19 protein-coding genes are annotated in these 15,523 nt (G+C 68.0%); 9 read left to right on the forward strand and 10 right to left on the reverse strand.

Going from position 1 to position 15,523, the window contains the following annotated elements; genetic code table 11:
• A partial coding sequence (locus HGB39_RS30640) for an Rv0361 family membrane protein (protein WP_168442980.1) occupies positions 1–545 on the forward strand: 545 nt, incomplete at its 5' end.
• Between the two features lie 59 nt (positions 546–604).
• On the opposite strand, the gene fbaA is transcribed toward HGB39_RS30640, so the two are convergent.
• Positions 605–1,639, reverse strand: coding sequence for a class II fructose-bisphosphate aldolase (gene fbaA, locus HGB39_RS30645; protein WP_005260044.1), 1,035 nt, complete (start codon positions 1,637–1,639; stop codon positions 605–607).
• Positions 1,640–1,843: 204 nt separating this feature from the next.
• Between fbaA and HGB39_RS30650 the strand changes: the two genes are divergently transcribed.
• Positions 1,844–2,575, forward strand: coding sequence for a VTT domain-containing protein (locus tag HGB39_RS30650; protein ID WP_005238431.1), 732 nt, complete (start codon positions 1,844–1,846; stop codon positions 2,573–2,575).
• A gap of 24 nt (positions 2,576–2,599) precedes the next feature.
• Positions 2,600–3,265 carry a DedA family protein gene (locus tag HGB39_RS30655; RefSeq protein WP_005570052.1) on the forward strand — a complete coding sequence of 222 codons (666 nt, stop codon included), beginning with the start codon at positions 2,600–2,602 and terminating at the stop codon, positions 3,263–3,265.
• On the opposite strand, the gene HGB39_RS30660 is transcribed toward HGB39_RS30655, so the two are convergent.
• The 5 genes from HGB39_RS30660 to HGB39_RS30680 form a co-directional block, all read right to left on the reverse strand.
• Entirely contained in the window at positions 3,262–4,398 is a 1,137-nt protein-coding gene (locus HGB39_RS30660) for a GTP-binding protein (protein WP_005570054.1), read from the reverse strand. The genes HGB39_RS30655 and HGB39_RS30660 overlap by 4 nt on opposite strands.
• A gap of 117 nt (positions 4,399–4,515) precedes the next feature.
• The gene (locus HGB39_RS30665; RefSeq protein WP_064080713.1) at positions 4,516–5,871 is read right to left on the reverse strand and encodes an LLM class flavin-dependent oxidoreductase; all 1,356 of its coding nucleotides are present in this window, start codon (positions 5,869–5,871) and stop codon (positions 4,516–4,518) included.
• 67 nt (positions 5,872–5,938) lie between these two features.
• Positions 5,939–7,057 carry a glycoside hydrolase family 76 protein gene (locus HGB39_RS30670; protein ID WP_005571735.1) on the reverse strand — a complete coding sequence of 373 codons (1,119 nt, stop codon included), beginning with the start codon at positions 7,055–7,057 and terminating at the stop codon, positions 5,939–5,941.
• 34 nt (positions 7,058–7,091) lie between these two features.
• Positions 7,092–7,778 (reverse strand): TrmH family RNA methyltransferase, encoded by a 687-nt coding sequence (locus HGB39_RS30675; RefSeq protein WP_005260054.1) that lies wholly within the window; start codon positions 7,776–7,778, stop codon positions 7,092–7,094.
• A gap of 4 nt (positions 7,779–7,782) precedes the next feature.
• Entirely contained in the window at positions 7,783–8,382 is a 600-nt protein-coding gene (locus tag HGB39_RS30680) for a hypothetical protein (RefSeq protein WP_043792684.1), read from the reverse strand.
• Positions 8,383–8,495: 113 nt separating this feature from the next.
• Between HGB39_RS30680 and HGB39_RS30685 the strand changes: the two genes are divergently transcribed.
• Complete coding sequence (locus tag HGB39_RS30685; protein WP_005238418.1) at positions 8,496–8,942, forward strand: hypothetical protein; 447 nt, start codon at positions 8,496–8,498, stop codon at positions 8,940–8,942.
• Here HGB39_RS30685 and HGB39_RS30690 read toward each other — a convergent pair.
• A complete protein-coding gene (locus HGB39_RS30690) occupies positions 8,926–9,654 on the reverse strand; it encodes a lysoplasmalogenase family protein (RefSeq protein ID WP_043792680.1) in 729 nt (242 codons plus the stop codon). The two genes, HGB39_RS30685 and HGB39_RS30690, sit on opposite strands and share 17 nt — an antisense overlap.
• Positions 9,655–9,756: 102 nt before the next feature.
• Here HGB39_RS30690 and HGB39_RS30695 point away from each other — a divergent pair, with 102 nt between their 5' ends.
• The gene (locus HGB39_RS30695; RefSeq protein WP_005571731.1) at positions 9,757–10,398 is read left to right on the forward strand and encodes a ScbR family autoregulator-binding transcription factor; all 642 of its coding nucleotides are present in this window, start codon (positions 9,757–9,759) and stop codon (positions 10,396–10,398) included.
• A gap of 4 nt (positions 10,399–10,402) precedes the next feature.
• On the opposite strand, the gene HGB39_RS30700 is transcribed toward HGB39_RS30695, so the two are convergent.
• Positions 10,403–10,696 carry a hypothetical protein gene (locus HGB39_RS30700; protein WP_005260058.1) on the reverse strand — a complete coding sequence of 98 codons (294 nt, stop codon included), beginning with the start codon at positions 10,694–10,696 and terminating at the stop codon, positions 10,403–10,405.
• 244 nt (positions 10,697–10,940) lie between these two features.
• Here HGB39_RS30700 and HGB39_RS30705 point away from each other — a divergent pair, with 244 nt between their 5' ends.
• Positions 10,941–12,209: a benzoate/H(+) symporter BenE family transporter gene (locus tag HGB39_RS30705; RefSeq protein ID WP_005571729.1), complete on the forward strand. Its 1,269-nt coding sequence runs from the start codon at positions 10,941–10,943 to the stop codon at positions 12,207–12,209.
• 4 nt (positions 12,210–12,213) lie between these two features.
• Here HGB39_RS30705 and HGB39_RS30710 read toward each other — a convergent pair whose 3' ends face one another.
• The gene (locus tag HGB39_RS30710) at positions 12,214–12,708 is read right to left on the reverse strand and encodes a DnaJ family domain-containing protein (protein ID WP_005571728.1); all 495 of its coding nucleotides are present in this window, start codon (positions 12,706–12,708) and stop codon (positions 12,214–12,216) included.
• Positions 12,709–12,724: 16 nt separating this feature from the next.
• Positions 12,725–12,883: a hypothetical protein gene (locus tag HGB39_RS30715; RefSeq protein WP_005571727.1), complete on the reverse strand. Its 159-nt coding sequence runs from the start codon at positions 12,881–12,883 to the stop codon at positions 12,725–12,727.
• A gap of 85 nt (positions 12,884–12,968) precedes the next feature.
• Here HGB39_RS30715 and HGB39_RS30720 point away from each other — a divergent pair, with 85 nt between their 5' ends.
• The 3 genes from HGB39_RS30720 to HGB39_RS30730 all read left to right on the forward strand — a co-directional run bounded on the left by HGB39_RS30720 (position 12,969) and on the right by HGB39_RS30730 (position 15,503).
• Positions 12,969–14,516: a flavin-containing monooxygenase gene (locus tag HGB39_RS30720; RefSeq protein WP_005571726.1), complete on the forward strand. Its 1,548-nt coding sequence runs from the start codon at positions 12,969–12,971 to the stop codon at positions 14,514–14,516.
• Complete coding sequence (locus HGB39_RS30725) at positions 14,513–14,968, forward strand: SRPBCC family protein (RefSeq protein ID WP_005571725.1); 456 nt, start codon at positions 14,513–14,515, stop codon at positions 14,966–14,968. The genes HGB39_RS30720 and HGB39_RS30725 overlap by 4 nt, the downstream gene beginning before the upstream one ends.
• A 91-nt stretch (positions 14,969–15,059) precedes the next feature.
• Positions 15,060–15,503, forward strand: a complete 444-nt coding sequence (locus HGB39_RS30730) for a MarR family winged helix-turn-helix transcriptional regulator (protein WP_005571724.1) — start codon at positions 15,060–15,062, stop codon at positions 15,501–15,503.
• The last annotated feature ends 20 nt before the right edge of the window (positions 15,504–15,523 follow it).

The raw sequence follows: 15,523 nt of genomic DNA on the forward strand, positions 1-15,523 counted from the left end.
CTCCCCCGCGGCCGGCGCCCGCCCCGCCGAAGGCCGCACCGCAGCGGGTGCTGCCGCCCCAGCAGAGCGCGCCGCAGCGCGTCCCCGCGGCGCAGCAGCCCACGAAGAAGCACGGCAAGGCGTGGCTGTTCGCCGCGATCGCCGCCAGCGTCATCGTCGTCGCCGCCATCGCGGTCGCCGGTGTGATCGTCTACAACAACAACCAGGCCGAGAACTCCCCCGAGGCCCAGGTGCAGGGAACGATCGACACGTTCGTCGCGGCACTCACCCAGGGCGACCTGGCGACGCTGCGCACCAGCACCTGCGGCAGCCTCGCCGAGTACTACCAGGGCCTCTCGGATCAGGATTTCGCCGAGGTCCACCAGGTCGCCGTCACGCAGCAGAACATTCCCGTGGTCGGCGGCGTCGACGCCGTGCAGATCACCGGCGACACCGCCATCGCCCAGGTGAAGGCCCACACCGCCGCCAACCCCGGCGAGCAGTCGTGGCGCACGTTCAACCTCGAGAAGGTCGACGGCACCTGGAAGATCTGCGACCCCCGATAAACGACTGTGCGCCTTTCCGGTAGCGGTGGCTACCGGAAAGGCGCACGAGCGCGAAGCGCCTATCCCGAGACGGAACGTCCCGCGGACTTGAGGTCGTTGCAGGCCTCGACGACGCGGGCAGCCATGCCGGCCTCGGCCTTCTTCAGGTAGCTGCGCGGGTCGTAGACCTTCTTGTTGCCGACCTCGCCGTCGACCTTCAGCACGCCGTCGTAGTTGCTGAACATGTGGCCCACGATCGGACGGGTGAACGCGTACTGGGTGTCGGTGTCGACGTTCATCTTGACGACGCCGTAGTTCAGCGCAGCCTCGATCTCCGACTTCAGCGAGCCCGATCCACCGTGGAAGACGAAGTCGAACGGCTGCGAGCTCTCGGGCAGCCCCAGCTTGGCGGCGGCGACCTTCTGGCCGGTCTCGAGCACCTCGGGACGCAGCTTGACGTTGCCCGGCTTGTAGACGCCGTGCACGTTGCCGAACGTCGCGGCCAGCAGGTACTTGCCGTTCTCGCCGGTGCCGAGGGCGTCGACGGTCTTCTCGAAGTCCTCGGGCGAGGTGTACAGCTTGTCGTTGATCTCGGCTTCCACGCCGTCCTCTTCGCCACCGACGACGCCGATCTCGACCTCGAGGATGATGTTGGCGGCCTTCGCCTTCGCGAGGAGTTCCTTGGCGATCTCCAGGTTCTCGTCGATCGGGACAGCCGAACCGTCCCACATGTGGGACTGGAACAGCGGGTTGCGGCCCGCCTCGACGCGCTGCCGCGAGATCTCCAGCAGCGGGCGGACGAACGTGTCGAGCTTGTCCTTGGGGCAGTGGTCGGTGTGCAGGGCGATCGTGACGTCGTACTTGGCAGCGATCACGTGCGCGAACTCGGCGAGCGCGACCGCGCCGGTCACCATGTCCTTGACGCCCAGGCCCGAACCGAACTCGGCGCCACCGGTCGAGAACTGGATGATGCCGTCACTGCCGGCGTCCGCGAAGCCCTTGATGGCGGCGTTGATGGTTTCGGAAGAAGTGCAGTTGATGGCGGGGAAGGCAAAGGAGTGCTCCTTGGCCCGACCAAGCATCTCGGCGTAGACCTCGGGAGTCGCGATTGGCACGGCGGCAGTCCTCCATTAAGAGTCGATTTCGGCGCGCGCGATCAGCGCAGCGCGCGATGTGGTCCTAGCAGTATGGCAATACCGGTAGCGTACGTCTCCCGGTGGCTGTCGCGGCACCCCGTTTCGGCAGGCCCACGACCCGGCCGAAACTCCATGACCTGCAGTATTCCGTCAGTCGGGGAATACGCCGGTACGCTGAGGGCCGTGATTGTGCAGGCAGCATCGGATTCCGTGACCAACCTCGCGTTGTTGCCGGGATTCCTCGACCCGGTGAACCTCCTCAACTCCTTCGGCACGTGGGTGCTCGTCGGACTTCTCCTGGTCGTCTTCATCGAGTCGGGATTGCTGTTCCCCCTGCTCCCCGGCGACTCGCTTCTCTTCACCGCGGGACTCATCGCGGCGTCGAAGTCGACGGAGATCGAACCGTTCGCCCCCATCTGGGCGCTACTGGTTCTGATCCCCATCGCCGCGATCCTCGGCGACCAGGTGGGCTTCTTCATCGGCAGCAAGGGCGGTACCGCCCTGTTCAAGCACGACGACGCGCGGTTCTTCAAGAAGAAGTACATCGACGAGTCGCACGCCTTCTTCGAGAAGCACGGCCCGATCACCATCATCCTGGCCCGCTTCGTTCCGATCGTGCGCACGTTCGCGCCGGTCGTCGCGGGCGCGTCACGGATGAAGTACTCGCTGTTCCTGACGTACAACATCGTGGGCGGCATCCTGTGGGGCGCCGGCGTCACGCTGCTCGGCTACCTGCTCGGTCAGATCGAGTTCATCCGCGACAACGTCGACATCATCTTCCTGCTGATCGTCTTCGTGTCCGTCCTTCCGATCATCCTCGAGGTGGGCAAGCGCGTCGTGAAGTCGCGGCAGAGCGCGGGCGCCACGACCGAGGACGCGCAGCCGGTCACCACACCCACCGATCCGACCTCCTGAAGCCGATCGAGTAGCGCACTGACGATGGTCACCACGGCAGCAGGCACCTTCGGGCCTCTCGTCTCGGCCGGCCCAGCGCTGGTCTGGATCGTCGTCCTCGCGTTCGTGTTCATCGAGTGCGCGGTGATCCTGGGCCTGTTCCTGCCCGGCGACTCGATGCTGATCACCGCCGGAATCGTGCTGGCCAACCATGCGTCGGGCGCCGGCCACGTGTGGGCGTTGTCGGTCGGCGCGATGATCGCCGCCATCTGCGGAAACCAGGTGGGCTACGTCATCGGTCACCGCACCGGCAACCGCATCCTCGCCCGCAAGGGCGGGAAGTATCTCAACTACACCAACCTGCACAAGGTCAACGTCCTGCTGGAGAAGCACGGCTTCTGGGCGGTCCTCATCGCCCGCTGGATTCCGTGGGTCCGCACCTTGTGCCCGCTGGTCGCCGGTGCGGCCAAGATGAACCACACCAAGTACACGATGGCCAGCACCATCGGCGCCATCTTCTGGGCACCCGTCCTGCTGCTCATCGGCTTCTACTTCGGCTCTTTCCTGGACCGGGTGTCGTGGCTGATGCCGGCCGTGCTCGCCGGGATGGTCGCGCTGCTGGTGATCGGCACCGTGCTCGGGGTGTGGCACTACCGGCAGGAGATGGCGCGGCCGCCCGAAGAAGTGGCCGTCGAAGAAGTTCTGGACTAATGCCGATGCACCGCGTCCCACGCGGGCAGCGGGTCGTCGAACCGAACCCAGGCCGCCGGCCCTGACGCCAGCTCGTCGTCGGTGAGAAGCGCCGGATCCAGGATGCGCCGCGGACCGTCGGGGTCGAGGCGGACACCGATGAACACGATCTCCTGCCCCGGTGTCTCGTCCGCGGACGCCCACAGCTGGGCCGGCTCGATCACCAGGTTCGGACCGGCCTGCGACCAGACGGCGGCGAGGTCGGGGCGGCTCGCGATCCAGCAGAAGCCCTTGCTCCGGAGCAGGCCGGTGAACCGTCCCAGCGCCTGCTCGAGCCTGGCCGGGTGGAACGGCCGCGACGCCCGGTAGGTGACGCTGCGGATGCCGTATTCCTCGGTCTCCGGGATGTGGCCCCCGGCCAGTTCCTCGGCCCAGCCGGGTAGCTCGGCCGCGACGTCCGGGTTGTACAGGCCGGTCCCGAGAACCTCGCCGGGATCCACGACGCCGCGCGTGGTGCGCAGCAGTGTCGCGGTGGGGTTGAGCCTGCGCACGGTCGCCTCGACGGCACCGGCGGCGCCCTCGCTCACCAGATCCGTCTTGTTCAGCAGGATGACGTCGGCGAACTCCACCTGGTCGACGAGCAGGTCGGAGATGCTGCGCTCGTCGCCCTCCCCGGCTTCGAGGTTCCGGTCGTCGAGCCGCTCGCCGTTGGCCAGCTCACCGAGGAACGTCGATGCGTCCACGACCGTCACCATCGTGTCGAGGGCGGCCACCGAACCGAGACTGAACCCGTCCTCGAACTCCCAGTCGAACGTGGCGGCGACGGGCATCGGCTCGGAGATGCCGGTGGATTCGATGACGAGGTGGTCGAACCGGCCCTCCTGCGCCAGCCGCGCGACGGCCTCGACGAGGTCTTCCCGCAGGGTGCAGCAGATGCAGCCGTTGGTGAGCTCGACGAGTTTCTCCTGCGTCCGGTCCAGGTGCCCCTGCCCGGCGACGAGGGCTGCGTCAATATTCACATCGCTCATGTCGTTGACGATGACGGCGACGCGCCTGCCGTCCCGGTTCGCGAGGAGGTGGTTGAGCAGGGTGGTCTTGCCCGCGCCGAGGAAGCCGGACAGGACGGTGACGGGGAGCGGCCGGGTGACAGTCATCCCGAAATGATAACTGTTTTCATTAAGCCCGAGGCCCCGGGCTCCCGATGTCACATCCGTCCACTCGAACTGAACGGATGCGACATCGGACGCGAGCGGGACGCCGGCGTGCGCGTCCTACAGCGCGACGGCGCCGGACGTGTCCGCGTACTGGCTCTCGGGGCGGGGCAGACCGAAGTGGTCGCGCAGTGTGGCGCCCGAGTACTCGGTGCGGAACAGCCCGCGCTCCTGCAGGATCGGGACCACCTTCTCCGCGAACACCTCGAGACCGCCCGGGTAGTACGGCGGCATGACGTTGAAACCGTCCGCCGCGCCCTGCGTGAACCATTCCTCGATGGTGTCGGCCACCTGCACCGGCGTCCCGACGACGACCCGGTGCCCGCGCGCACCGGCGAGACGGTGCAGCAATCCGCGCAGGGTCGGGTTCTCCCGCTCGACGATCCCGGCGATCACCTGCAGGCGACTCTGCTGGTTGTCCGTGACGTCGCCGGCGTCCCCGAACAGTCCGGCAGGCACGGGGGCGTCGAGATCGAGGTGGCGCACGCTCGAACCCGTGAGGCTCTCGAGCTGAGCGAGCCCGTACTCGGGCGACGTGAGTTCGTTGAACTCCCGCTCCAGGTCGCGGGCCTCGGCCTCGGTGTCGCCGAGGAACGGGCTGATGCCGGGCAGGATCTTCACGTGATCGGGGTTGCGACCGTACTGCGTCGCGCGCTGCTTGACGTCCGCGTAGAACGCCTGCCCGTCGGACAGCCGCTGGTGCGCGGTGAAGATGGCCTCGGCGTACTGGCCCGCGAACGCGCGACCCTCGTTGGACGCACCCGCCTGCACCAGCACCGGGTGTCCCTGCGGGGAGCGTGGCGCGTTGAACGGTCCCCGCACCCCGAGGTGGCGCCCCACGTAGTTGATCTCGTGGATCTTCGACGGGTCCGCGTAGATGCCTGCGGTTCTGTCGATCAGGATGGCGTCGTCTTCCCAGCTGTCCCACAGCTTGACGGTCGCGTCGACGAACTCCCGCGCCCGCGCGTAGCGGTCGGCGTGATCGGGGTGGCCGGCCAGCCCGAAGTTGGCGGCCGCCAGGTCGGTTCCGGTGGTCACGATGTTCCAGCCGGCCCGGCCACGGGAGATGTGGTCGAGGGACGCGAACAGCCGCGCCAGATTGTAGGGCTCGAAGTACGTCGTGGACGCGGTCGCGATCAGGCCGATCCGGTCGGTGGCGGTCGCGATGGCGGTCAGCAGCGTGATGGGTTCGAGTGCTCCGGCGGCGCCGTGCTCGACGTCGCTGCGCAGGGCCGGACCGTCGGCGAAGAAGATCGCGTCCAGCTTCGCCGCCTCTGCGGTCCGCGCGATGTCCTGGAAGTAGGAGACGTCGTACAGCCGCTCGGGCGTCGTGAGCGGGTGGCGCCACGCCGACTCGTGGTGCCCGGCCGGGTAGATGAACGCATTGAGACTCAGCTGCCGCTGTTGATCTGACATAACGTACTGTCTAACAGCGCCGAATCGAGGGCGATACGGTTAAGTTTCGCGTGATTCGAACCGCACCCTATCGCCGCGGATACCCCGCGGCGGAGACCATGTGCGCGGCCTCCATCAGCATCCAGCCGCCGAGTTGGACGGACATGTCGCGTTCCGGGATCCCGGACGACCGCACGGTGCCCCCGGTGAACGTGGCGATTCCCCCGCCCATCCCCGGCAGCTGCGCCTGCTTGGTCCAGTCGTGGCCGAACAGCGGCTGCCCCTCGATCTGCAGGCGGTTCTCCCAGGCCGATTCCGCGGAGGTCAGCACGAGCTGGGCGGCGATCTCCCGGGCCCGGATGTCGGCGGGCGACTCCCAGGGCAGCATCACCGCGGTCAACGCCAGATACCGCGCGAGGATCCCGTTGAACAGGCCGCCGTCTCCACCACCGCCGCCGTCGATGACGCCGTGGGGTGCGAGATGCTCGTCGATGGCGTCAACCAGCCGATGGGTCCGGTTGCGGTGCCGCGGCGAACCGAGGCGCACGGCGAGTTCGGTTTCGAGGCCGAGCACGACGCCCTGACAGTACGAGTAGACGTTCCTTTCGATTTCACCGCCCGGGTGGATGCCGTCGACGATCAGGTTGGTGTGCACGTCCCGCAGCGTGTCGTCGATCCAGTCGGCCGTGGCCTGGGCGCGCCACAGCTTTCCGGTGCGGGCCAGCATGATCCCGGCGGGTCCGTTGGCGGGCGCGTTGTAGAAGTTCGAGCCCTTCCGCCAGGGGATGCCGCCTCCGGCTTCGGGCGCCCAGGCGTCGAACAACTGGGATTCGAGCACCTGCACCGCACTTCTGTTGTCTATGAAGTGCATTCGCTGGGCGCGCTCGAGGGCGATCCCCAGCCAGGCCATGTCGTCGTAATAGTTGTTGGTCCAGCCCGACAGGTTCCGCAGACGGTGGCTGCGCGCCAGTTTCACGATGCGACGGCGACGGCGCGGCGTGGGGTCGCGTTCGAGCGCGTCCACGGCGCAGTCGAGCAGGTGTGCCTGCCACCAGTAGTGCCAGCTGAGGAACAGTCGCTCGCGCCGGACCGGCGGCCAGGCGACGACGCCCAGGGCGGTGCCCGGTAGCGCCCACAGCCGGCGAAGGTGCCTGCTCACCACCGCTTCTTCAGCGGCGTCCGCGCGCGCCGACCACGAGTCCTGCATAAGAGTTGATCTTGCCTATTCGCCGGGGGTTCCGCTACCAGGCGCGGTCGAGGTCGGCGTGCTGACGCACCCACGCGTGCATGGCGATTCCCGCGGCGACGCCCGCGTTGATGCTGCGGGTGGAACCGAACTGGGCGATCGACACCGTCATCGCCGCAACCTCTTTCGCCTGGTCCGTGACTCCCGGCCCCTCCTGGCCGAACAGGAGCACGCAGTCGCGGGGCAGACTCGCCGTCTCGAGCGGGACGGATCCGGGCGTGTTGTCGACGGCCACGATGGTGAGACCCCGCTCACGTGCGAACTCGACGAGGCCGTCGACGTCCGAATGGTGCAGGACGTGCTGGTACCGATCGGTGACCATGGCCCCGCGGCGGTTCCAGCGTCGACGTCCCACGATGTGGACCGCGGCGGCGGCGAACGCGTTGGCGGTGCGCACCACCGTCCCGATGTTGGCGTCGTGCCCGAAGTTCTCGATGGCCACGTGCAGCGGGTGGCGACGGCTGTCGATGTCCGCGACGATCGCTTCCCGCGTCCAGTACCGGTAGGCGTCGACCACGTTGCGGCGATCGCCGCCGGCCAGCAGTTCGGGGTCGTACCGCGGGTCGGCAGGGACCGGGGTGTCGTGTTCCTCGGTCCACGGACCGACGCCGTTCGGGTTGTCCCCCCATTCGGTGGGACCCGCCTCGGCGACTTCGACCTGGCCGGTCTCGACTCCGCTCACGATGTCAGAACGTCTTGTTCGAATCGGGAGCGACGGTGAAGCCGTGCGACGTCTCGTCGTTGGTGCACGTGACGGCCGTGGCCGTGGTGCTGCACGTGTAACCGAGCTTGGACAGCTTCGCTCCGGCGGGCAGGGCCGCGTCCGGTTCGTCGCCGCCCGACGTGTAGACGAGGCCACCGGCGCACATGAACGACGCCTCGCCGTCGTTCTCGACGCGAATGCCGTGTCCCCAGTCGACCATGCAGTCGGCCGGGCGCGGCGGCACCGGGCTCGTAGACCCCTGGCATCCGGCCTCGGTACGGTTCGGCAGCTTGATGATGCCGCATTGGAACCCGCCGTCCGGGGACGTGAAGAAGTACGACTCGTTGTGCTCGTAGGGGACGTCCACGAGCGTCGTGGTCGGTGCTTCCGTCGTCGTGGGCGGCGGCGCAATCGTCGTGGTGGTGGTCGTCGGCGGAACCGTGGTCGTGGTGGTGGTCACAGGAGCCGCGACAGTCGTCGTGGACGTCGGCGGAGCCACCGCGTCCGAAGACCCACCACACCCTGCGAGCATCATGGCCGAGCCAATGCTCAGACACACCAACGACACCCGACGCCACGCCATACGGCCACCTCCACACATGCTTACCTGCTGCCGACACTGCACTCTAACGGCAGTGCGGCGGCGGGGCCGCTTCGGCGAGGCCGGACGGGCTAATCTGGAGGTGGAGGCAATCGATGAATCATCAGCGCATCGTGCGGACGGTCTGCTTCGTCACGGTCGGCTACGTCATCGTCCTCGCCGTCTGGCTGGGATGGTTGATCGAGCACACCCCGCCGGCCACCATCCCGTACCAGATCATGGGATTGGTCGCCGCCTTCGGTTCGGCGCTGGGATTCGGGATGATGGCGGCCGAACGGCCCAGCCGCGCCGACCGCCAACTCGAACGGCACGGACTCGAAGGCTGGGCCCGCATCGAGCACGTCACACCGCTGCGCCGCACTCCCGACAACGGGGAGCTCACCGAACTGGACCTCCGGCTGACCGTGCCCGGATCGGAGAGTTACGCCGGACGCGTCGTCTACGAGGTGCGGCGGGAGAACGCGACACGCTTCCTGCCCGGCGAGACGATCACCATCCTCGTGGACCCGAAGGACCGGGACCACATCATGCTCTGCCCGTGATCCGGCGACGCCCGAGCGCGAGCATCCCCTCGACGAGCAGCAACTGGGCCGCCGCGTAGCTGGCGAGGACCACGCCTTCCGCCACAGCCCTCCCCCGCTCGCCCCGGATGAACAAGCGCCGCAACACGATCAGACCGTCGGAGGCGGTGAACAGCATCCCGCCCGCACCGAGCCAGCTGCGACGGTCGGTTCCCGGCACCGCCACATTCGCGACGACGTCCGCGCCGGGTGCGAGAGACGGATCGGCCGACAGGGTCGACGTGGTGCCGAGCAGCGACCCGTACGCAGTCAACGGCGCGGCGACCTCCTTCGCCCGCCCGCGCAGCAGTGCCGCCGCGCCTGCCCAACCGGCGAGCCGGGGAAGCAATGCGGGCGCGGTGGGCCGGGCGCCCCGGCGCAGCAGCAGCGCGGAATAGCCGACCTGCATGACGGCGAACGAGGACGCGCCGCGCACGAGACGGGCGTCGTCGTCGGGATCGATCATGAAGACGTCACCCACGGTCGCGGCCGTGAGACCGGCGAGGAGGAGCGCGACGTCGGCCGGATCCGTGTCTGCACGCCGCCGCAGGACACGGGCGGCGAGCGCGGGTGCGATCAGTGGTTTCGCGGCCTGCTGCAACCGTTCACGCCCGGTGACGGCCCCGACGACGGTGGCCAGCGTCGCACCGGCGAACACCGCATGCTCGACACCCCAGTTGTTCTTCGACTTCACGTCTTCCTCCCACACTTGCGGACGTGCCGAGGTTACCGGCCCGAAAAGTGGTTGACTCGAGAGTGGACGCGACGGATAATCCGCGATTGTGAGGCACAGGTGATGGCAAAACAGGCGCGCGCGGCAGCCACCCGCCATCAGGTACTCGAGGGTGCGGCACTGAGCTTCGAGAAGCTCGGGTACGGCGGCGCGAGCCTGAGCGGAATCCTCTCCTATGCCGATGTGACCAAGGGCGCCTTGTACTTTCATTTCGAGTCCAAGGAAGCGCTCGCCTGGGCGGTGATCAAGGAACAGCACGCCATGGCGATGCTGGCGGCGCAGCGAGTGCTCGCGACGGCGCAGTCACCGATGGAAGCGATCCTGTTGTGCGCCAAGGAGATGGCGCGCCAGTTGCTGACCGAGCCCATCGTGCGAGCGGGTGTGCGACTCACCCTGGAACTCGGTACGTCCCGCGGCCCGGCCACCGACCCCTACATCGACTGGACCGACACCCTCGTCGCACTCGCAGGCAAGGCGCGGGAGGCAGGAGAACTGCGCGCGACCGTCGACCCCGCGGCACTCGCCCGGTTCCTGGTCAGTTCGTTCACCGGCATGCAGTTGGTGTCCGAGGCGCTGACCGGACGTTCCGACCTGTACGAGCGCCTGGCCGACATGTGGGCGTTGCTCCTGCCCTCGATCGCGTCGCCGGACATGTTGCCCCGGCTACTCGAACTCGCGGCACTGCGCGACGACGTCGCATCCTGACGAATCAGACGCCGCCGGGAGTGGGCTCGGGAGTGTCCGGCGCCGGATGCGGCAGATCGAGAGGCTGCGACTGCGTCGGCACCGTCTGGACGACGGCGATCCGCGCGCCGTCCGGGATGGCATCGACCGAGCAGATCGTTCCGAAGATGCCGAGCCCGCCGAACAACGCGAGCAGGCCGTAGGCCAGGAACGTCGACGTCCGTTCGACGGCGGATCGCGGTTCGCGTTCCGCTGCCACCGTGGGGCGCCGCGCGTAGACGGTGCCTCGCTCTCGGGGAATTCGGGTGAGTTCAGCCATGTGGCCCTTCTTCGCATGGTTCGTCGGTGCGGGGTGGTGTCGGGTCGACGCCTTCGAGTCTGTCGCGATGGCGCCCGAGTGTCGTTCACCCCAGGGATGGAAAGCACCCCACCCAGGGTTCGACGGCCCGCCGTGCAGCCCCGGGACGCGAGTGGTTATGATCCAGACCACACCCGGAATGTACGCATTGCGGGAGCCATGTCCGCTCTGCGTACATTATGACCCCCCCGAGCAGGAAGGCCTCATGACGACCACCGAGGAACCGACCCGCAGCGAAGACGTGCAGACCCGCCCCCCTCGCTTCGAGAGACCACCGTGGCCGCCCGTGGGCCCGCGCCGCCTGATCGGCGACCTCGGCGGGACCTACGCCGCCAACGGTCTGATCGGGCTGATCTTCTCCGCGACGGGTCCCGTCGCCGTGATCCTGGCCGCCGGCTCCGCGGGCGGACTGTCGCCCCAGCAGATGGCGTCGTGGATCTTCGGTGTCTTCTTCCTCAACGGAATCCTGACCGCCCTCGCCAGCTGGCTGTACCGCCAGCCGCTCGCGTTCTTCTGGACGATCCCCGGCACGATCATCGTCGGCGGCTCGCTCACCCACCTGTCGTGGCCGGAAGTGCTCGGCGCGTTTCTGGTGACCGGGCTCCTGATCCTCGCCCTCGGCCTGACCGGGCGGGTACGTCAGGTCATGGCGATGCTCCCGATGCCGATCGTCATGGCCATGGTGGCCGGCGTCTTCCTGAAGTTCGGCACCGACCTCGTCCACGCCGTGGGAACCGATGCGGCCGTGGCCGTTCCGATGGTCGTCGTCTTCGTCGCCCTCGCGTCCCGCGCCGCGTTCGGCCGGTGGATGCCACCGATCCTCGGCGCACTGCTCGTCGGGGCGGCGGCGGTCGCGGTCACCGGCCGCTTCCACCCGACCGGTTCGAGTACATCGTGGATCGCGGCACCGATGTTCCAGGCGCCGCAGTTCACCTGGCAGGCGATCACCGAACTGGTCGTGCCGTTGGCGATCACGGTCATCGTCGTGCAGAACGGTCAGGGCGCGGCCGTGCTGACGTCTGCCGGCCACAAGCCGCCGATGAACGTCGGCACCGTGCTGTGCGGGGCCTGGTCCCTCGCCACCTCCGTCGTCGGAGCCGTCTCGACGTGCCTGACGGGCCCGACCAACGCCCTGCTGGTGGCGTCGGGGCAGCGCACCAGGCAGTACACGGCGGCCGTCGTCTGCGGGCTGCTCGCCATGGTCGTCGGCCTGTTCGCGCCGCTGTTCGTTCAGCTGATGCTGGCCACCCCGGTCGCGTTCGTCGCGACGCTCGGCGGACTCGCGATGCTCCGCGCGCTGCAGGGTTCGTTCGTCGCCGCGTTCAGCTCCCGGCACACACTCGGCGCGCTCGTGACCTTCCTCGTGACCGTGTCGAACGTGCAGTTCCTCAACGTCGGGGCTGCGTTCTGGGGGCTGCTCGCCGGACTGCTCGTGTCCCGGGTGATGGAATCGGGTGATTTCCGGAAGGGATGATCCGTCACCGTTTCCGTCGCCACCATCGTCTGCCGGCCCGGGGCGGATCGTCGGGTTCCGGGGTCGCCGTCACCGGCGGCTTCCGCGCCGGCCGGTTCTGCTGCCGCCAGGTCGCGACGACCTCGTTCGCGTCGACCGGGCTGACCGGGATCCGTGGGCCGGAGGGTGCCCGCAACCAGGCGACGATCTGCAGGTTGAGCTGGGCCACCACGTCCCGCACCGACTGCTCCGACGGCAGCCCACGGATCGTGTCGGGCAACCGCTCGATCTCCTTCCGCAGCTGCAGCGGCGTCGGGAGCAGCGAATCGGTGGGCAGATTCTCGCGCCGGAGATAGTTCTTCACCCACCACAGTTCGTCGTCGACATCGCCTGCCGGAATCGGTTTACCCGAGCCGGGGAGATCGTCGAAGTCGCCGCGCTCCTGAGCCAGCCGGATCTGCTTGTCGATCCAGCTCTCGAAGCTCACCCCGGGAGGTTTGCGCTCGGTCACGGACGCCATTCTTCCAGGACCCGGTTCAGCCCGCCCCGGTGTCGGCTCCCGTGTAGAACGCGGTCGTGCGAACGCCGGCCGCGGTCGCGGTATCCTCCGGCGCCCCGAACGCGATGCTTGCGTGCAGGTACAGCCCCATGACCCCGAGTTCCCAGCCGACACCGGCCGCGCCTTCGCTTGCCAATGTGCATTCTTCGTTTTACTGTGACACTGCGTCTCAGTTAACTGGACCGGCGACGACGGTTCCCCATCCGCGCAGGGAAGAAGCCATGACAGCGACAACCACTCAGCACGCCGCCGCACCCGACGGCAGCGGAGAGGAGCGGCACCTGCGCGTCGTCGTGGTCGGCGCCGGACTGTCCGGGATTGCCGCAGCGGTCAAGCTCGAACGCGCGGGCATCACGGACTTCGTCGTGCTGGAGAAGTCCGATCGTGTGGGGGGCGTGTGGCGCGAGAACACGTACCCCGGGTGCGGGGTCGACATCCCCGCCCCCGTGTACTCGTTCTCCTTCCACCCCAATCCGCGGTGGCGCAGCAACTTCGCCCTGCAACCGGAACTGCTGTCCTACATCGAGGACACCGTCGACACGTTCGGTCTGCAGTCCAGGATCTCGATGCAGACCGAACTCCGCGAAGCCGCCTGGTCCGACGAGCGCCGACGCTGGATCCTCGACACCAGCCGCGGCACGATCGTCGCCCAGCACGTGATCTTCGCGGCGGGCCCCATCACCGAACCGAGCACTCCTGCCGTACCCGGAATCGACGGCTTCGACGGCGACGTCTTCCACTCGGCCCGCTGGAACCACGACGTCGACCTCACCGGGAAGAGGGTCGCCGTCGTGGGCACCGGCGCGTCCGCGGTGCAGTTCATCCCCGAGATCCAGCCGGACGTCGAGGAGTTGTACGTCTTCCAGCGCACCCCGGCCTGGGTGGTGCCGCGCCTGGACTTTCCGTTCCCCCGGATCGCCCAGTGGGTGTTCGCGCGGGTGCCCGCGGTGCAGCGCGCGTTCCGGCGGCTCCTCGACGTCATCCTGCGGACGCTCACTTCGGTGATGCGCCGCGAACGGACCGCCCGGCTCCTCAACCCCATCGGCACCCGTTGGCTGGCCAGGCAGGTACCGGACCCGGCACTTCGCGCGGCCCTGACACCGAACTTCACGCTGGGATGCAAACGCCTCCTGCTGTCCAACACGTATCTCCCGGCGCTGACGAAGAGCAACGTCGAGTTGATTCCGCACGCCCTCGCCGAGGTCGACGGACGCGTGGTCGTCGGAGCGGACGGCACCCGCCGCGAGGTCGACGTCATCATCTTCGGCACCGGCTTCGACGTGAGTCATCCACCGATCGCGAACCGGATCCGCGGACGCGACGGAACACTGCTGTCGGAGAAGTGGTCGAAGAGCCCCGAGGCCTACCTGGCCACCACGACGCCCGGCGCACCGAACGCGTACATCATGCTCGGCCCGAACATTCTGGTGTACAACTCGTTTCTCGGACTGGCCGAGACCCAGCTCGACTACGTGATAGACGGACTCACCAAGGCGGAGCGGCAGGGCATCGAAGTACTCGAGGTACGCGATCGGCCGTTCCGCCGGTTCAACGACGCGGTACAGAAGGGCCTGGAGCCGACCGTCTTCAACAACGGCGGATGCAGTAGCTACTACCTCGACGCCGACGGCAGGAACTTCGCCGCGTGGCCCTGGTCCACCGGTTCCCTGCGCCGTCGCCTCGCCCGGTTCGACCTCGAGAACTACGCCATCCGCCCGTACCGGACAGCGCAGCCCCCCGCCCTCCACCCCTCAGGAAAGTCACGATGATCGAGATCCATCACACCGCCCTCGCCTGCGCACCGGTCGCGGCCGCGTTCGACTACGTGGACGACTACCGCCACGTCCCGTCCTGGATGTTCGGGATCACGAAGTTCGATCCGATCGGCGACCACGACCAGGGCCTCGGCGCGGTCTACGACGCCGCGATGAAGGTCGGCCCCAAGACCCTCGACTCCGTGGTGAAGGTCACCGGGTGGGAACGCAATTCGGTGATCGAGCTGGAATCGATCGACGGCCTGTACACCCATTCGCGGTGGCAGTTCGAGGCGGTCGGCGAAACCGAGACCCGCATGACGGTCGACTTCCGCTACGACCTGCCCGGCGGCCTCGCAGGTAAGGCGCTCGGCAAGCTCATCGAGCCGTTCGTCGCGCAGGCGATCCGCCACACCGACGCCACCCTGCGCCGCCAGGTCGAGCAGAGCGCGAAGCACTCGTCCTGATCTTCGCGGCCCGCGCCCGTCGGGGCGGATGCGGGCCGTGAAGTACTTCGTCGGGTTTACATAGTTAGTTAGCCTAGGTAATATGTTTGACATGGACGACGACACGCGGCTGCAGAGCCTGCTCGTCGACTTGGTCACGAATTCTCACCGATTCACCAGGCTCGCGAGCTCCTTCGGATCCGAGGACCACCCCCGGCCGTGGACACGTGCCCTCGCCCTGCTCGACGACCACGGCGAGCTACGCATCAGCGAGTTCGCCCGCATCGACCGCTGCTCCCAACCGTCCGCGACCGCCCTGCTCCAGAAGCTGGCCGATCGCGGATACGTTGCCCGCCGACCCGATCCGGAAGACGCCCGGGCCGTCCGAGTGTCCATCACGGACCTGGGCCGCGAATGGCTGACCGTGTCCCGCAACGAGATCGCGGGTGCACTCGCCCCGCACTTCGCGGACCTCGAGCCCGAGCAACTCGAACGACTGACGCAGGGCCTGTCGGAACTGCGTTCGATCGTCAAGTCGTCGGCCCGCTCATCCTGACAACCCATCCACACCCCGAC

Origin of the sequence: Rhodococcus opacus, from assembly GCF_012396235.1 — a bacterium.
Lineage (GTDB): Bacteria > Actinomycetota > Actinomycetes > Mycobacteriales > Mycobacteriaceae > Rhodococcus_F > Rhodococcus_F opacus.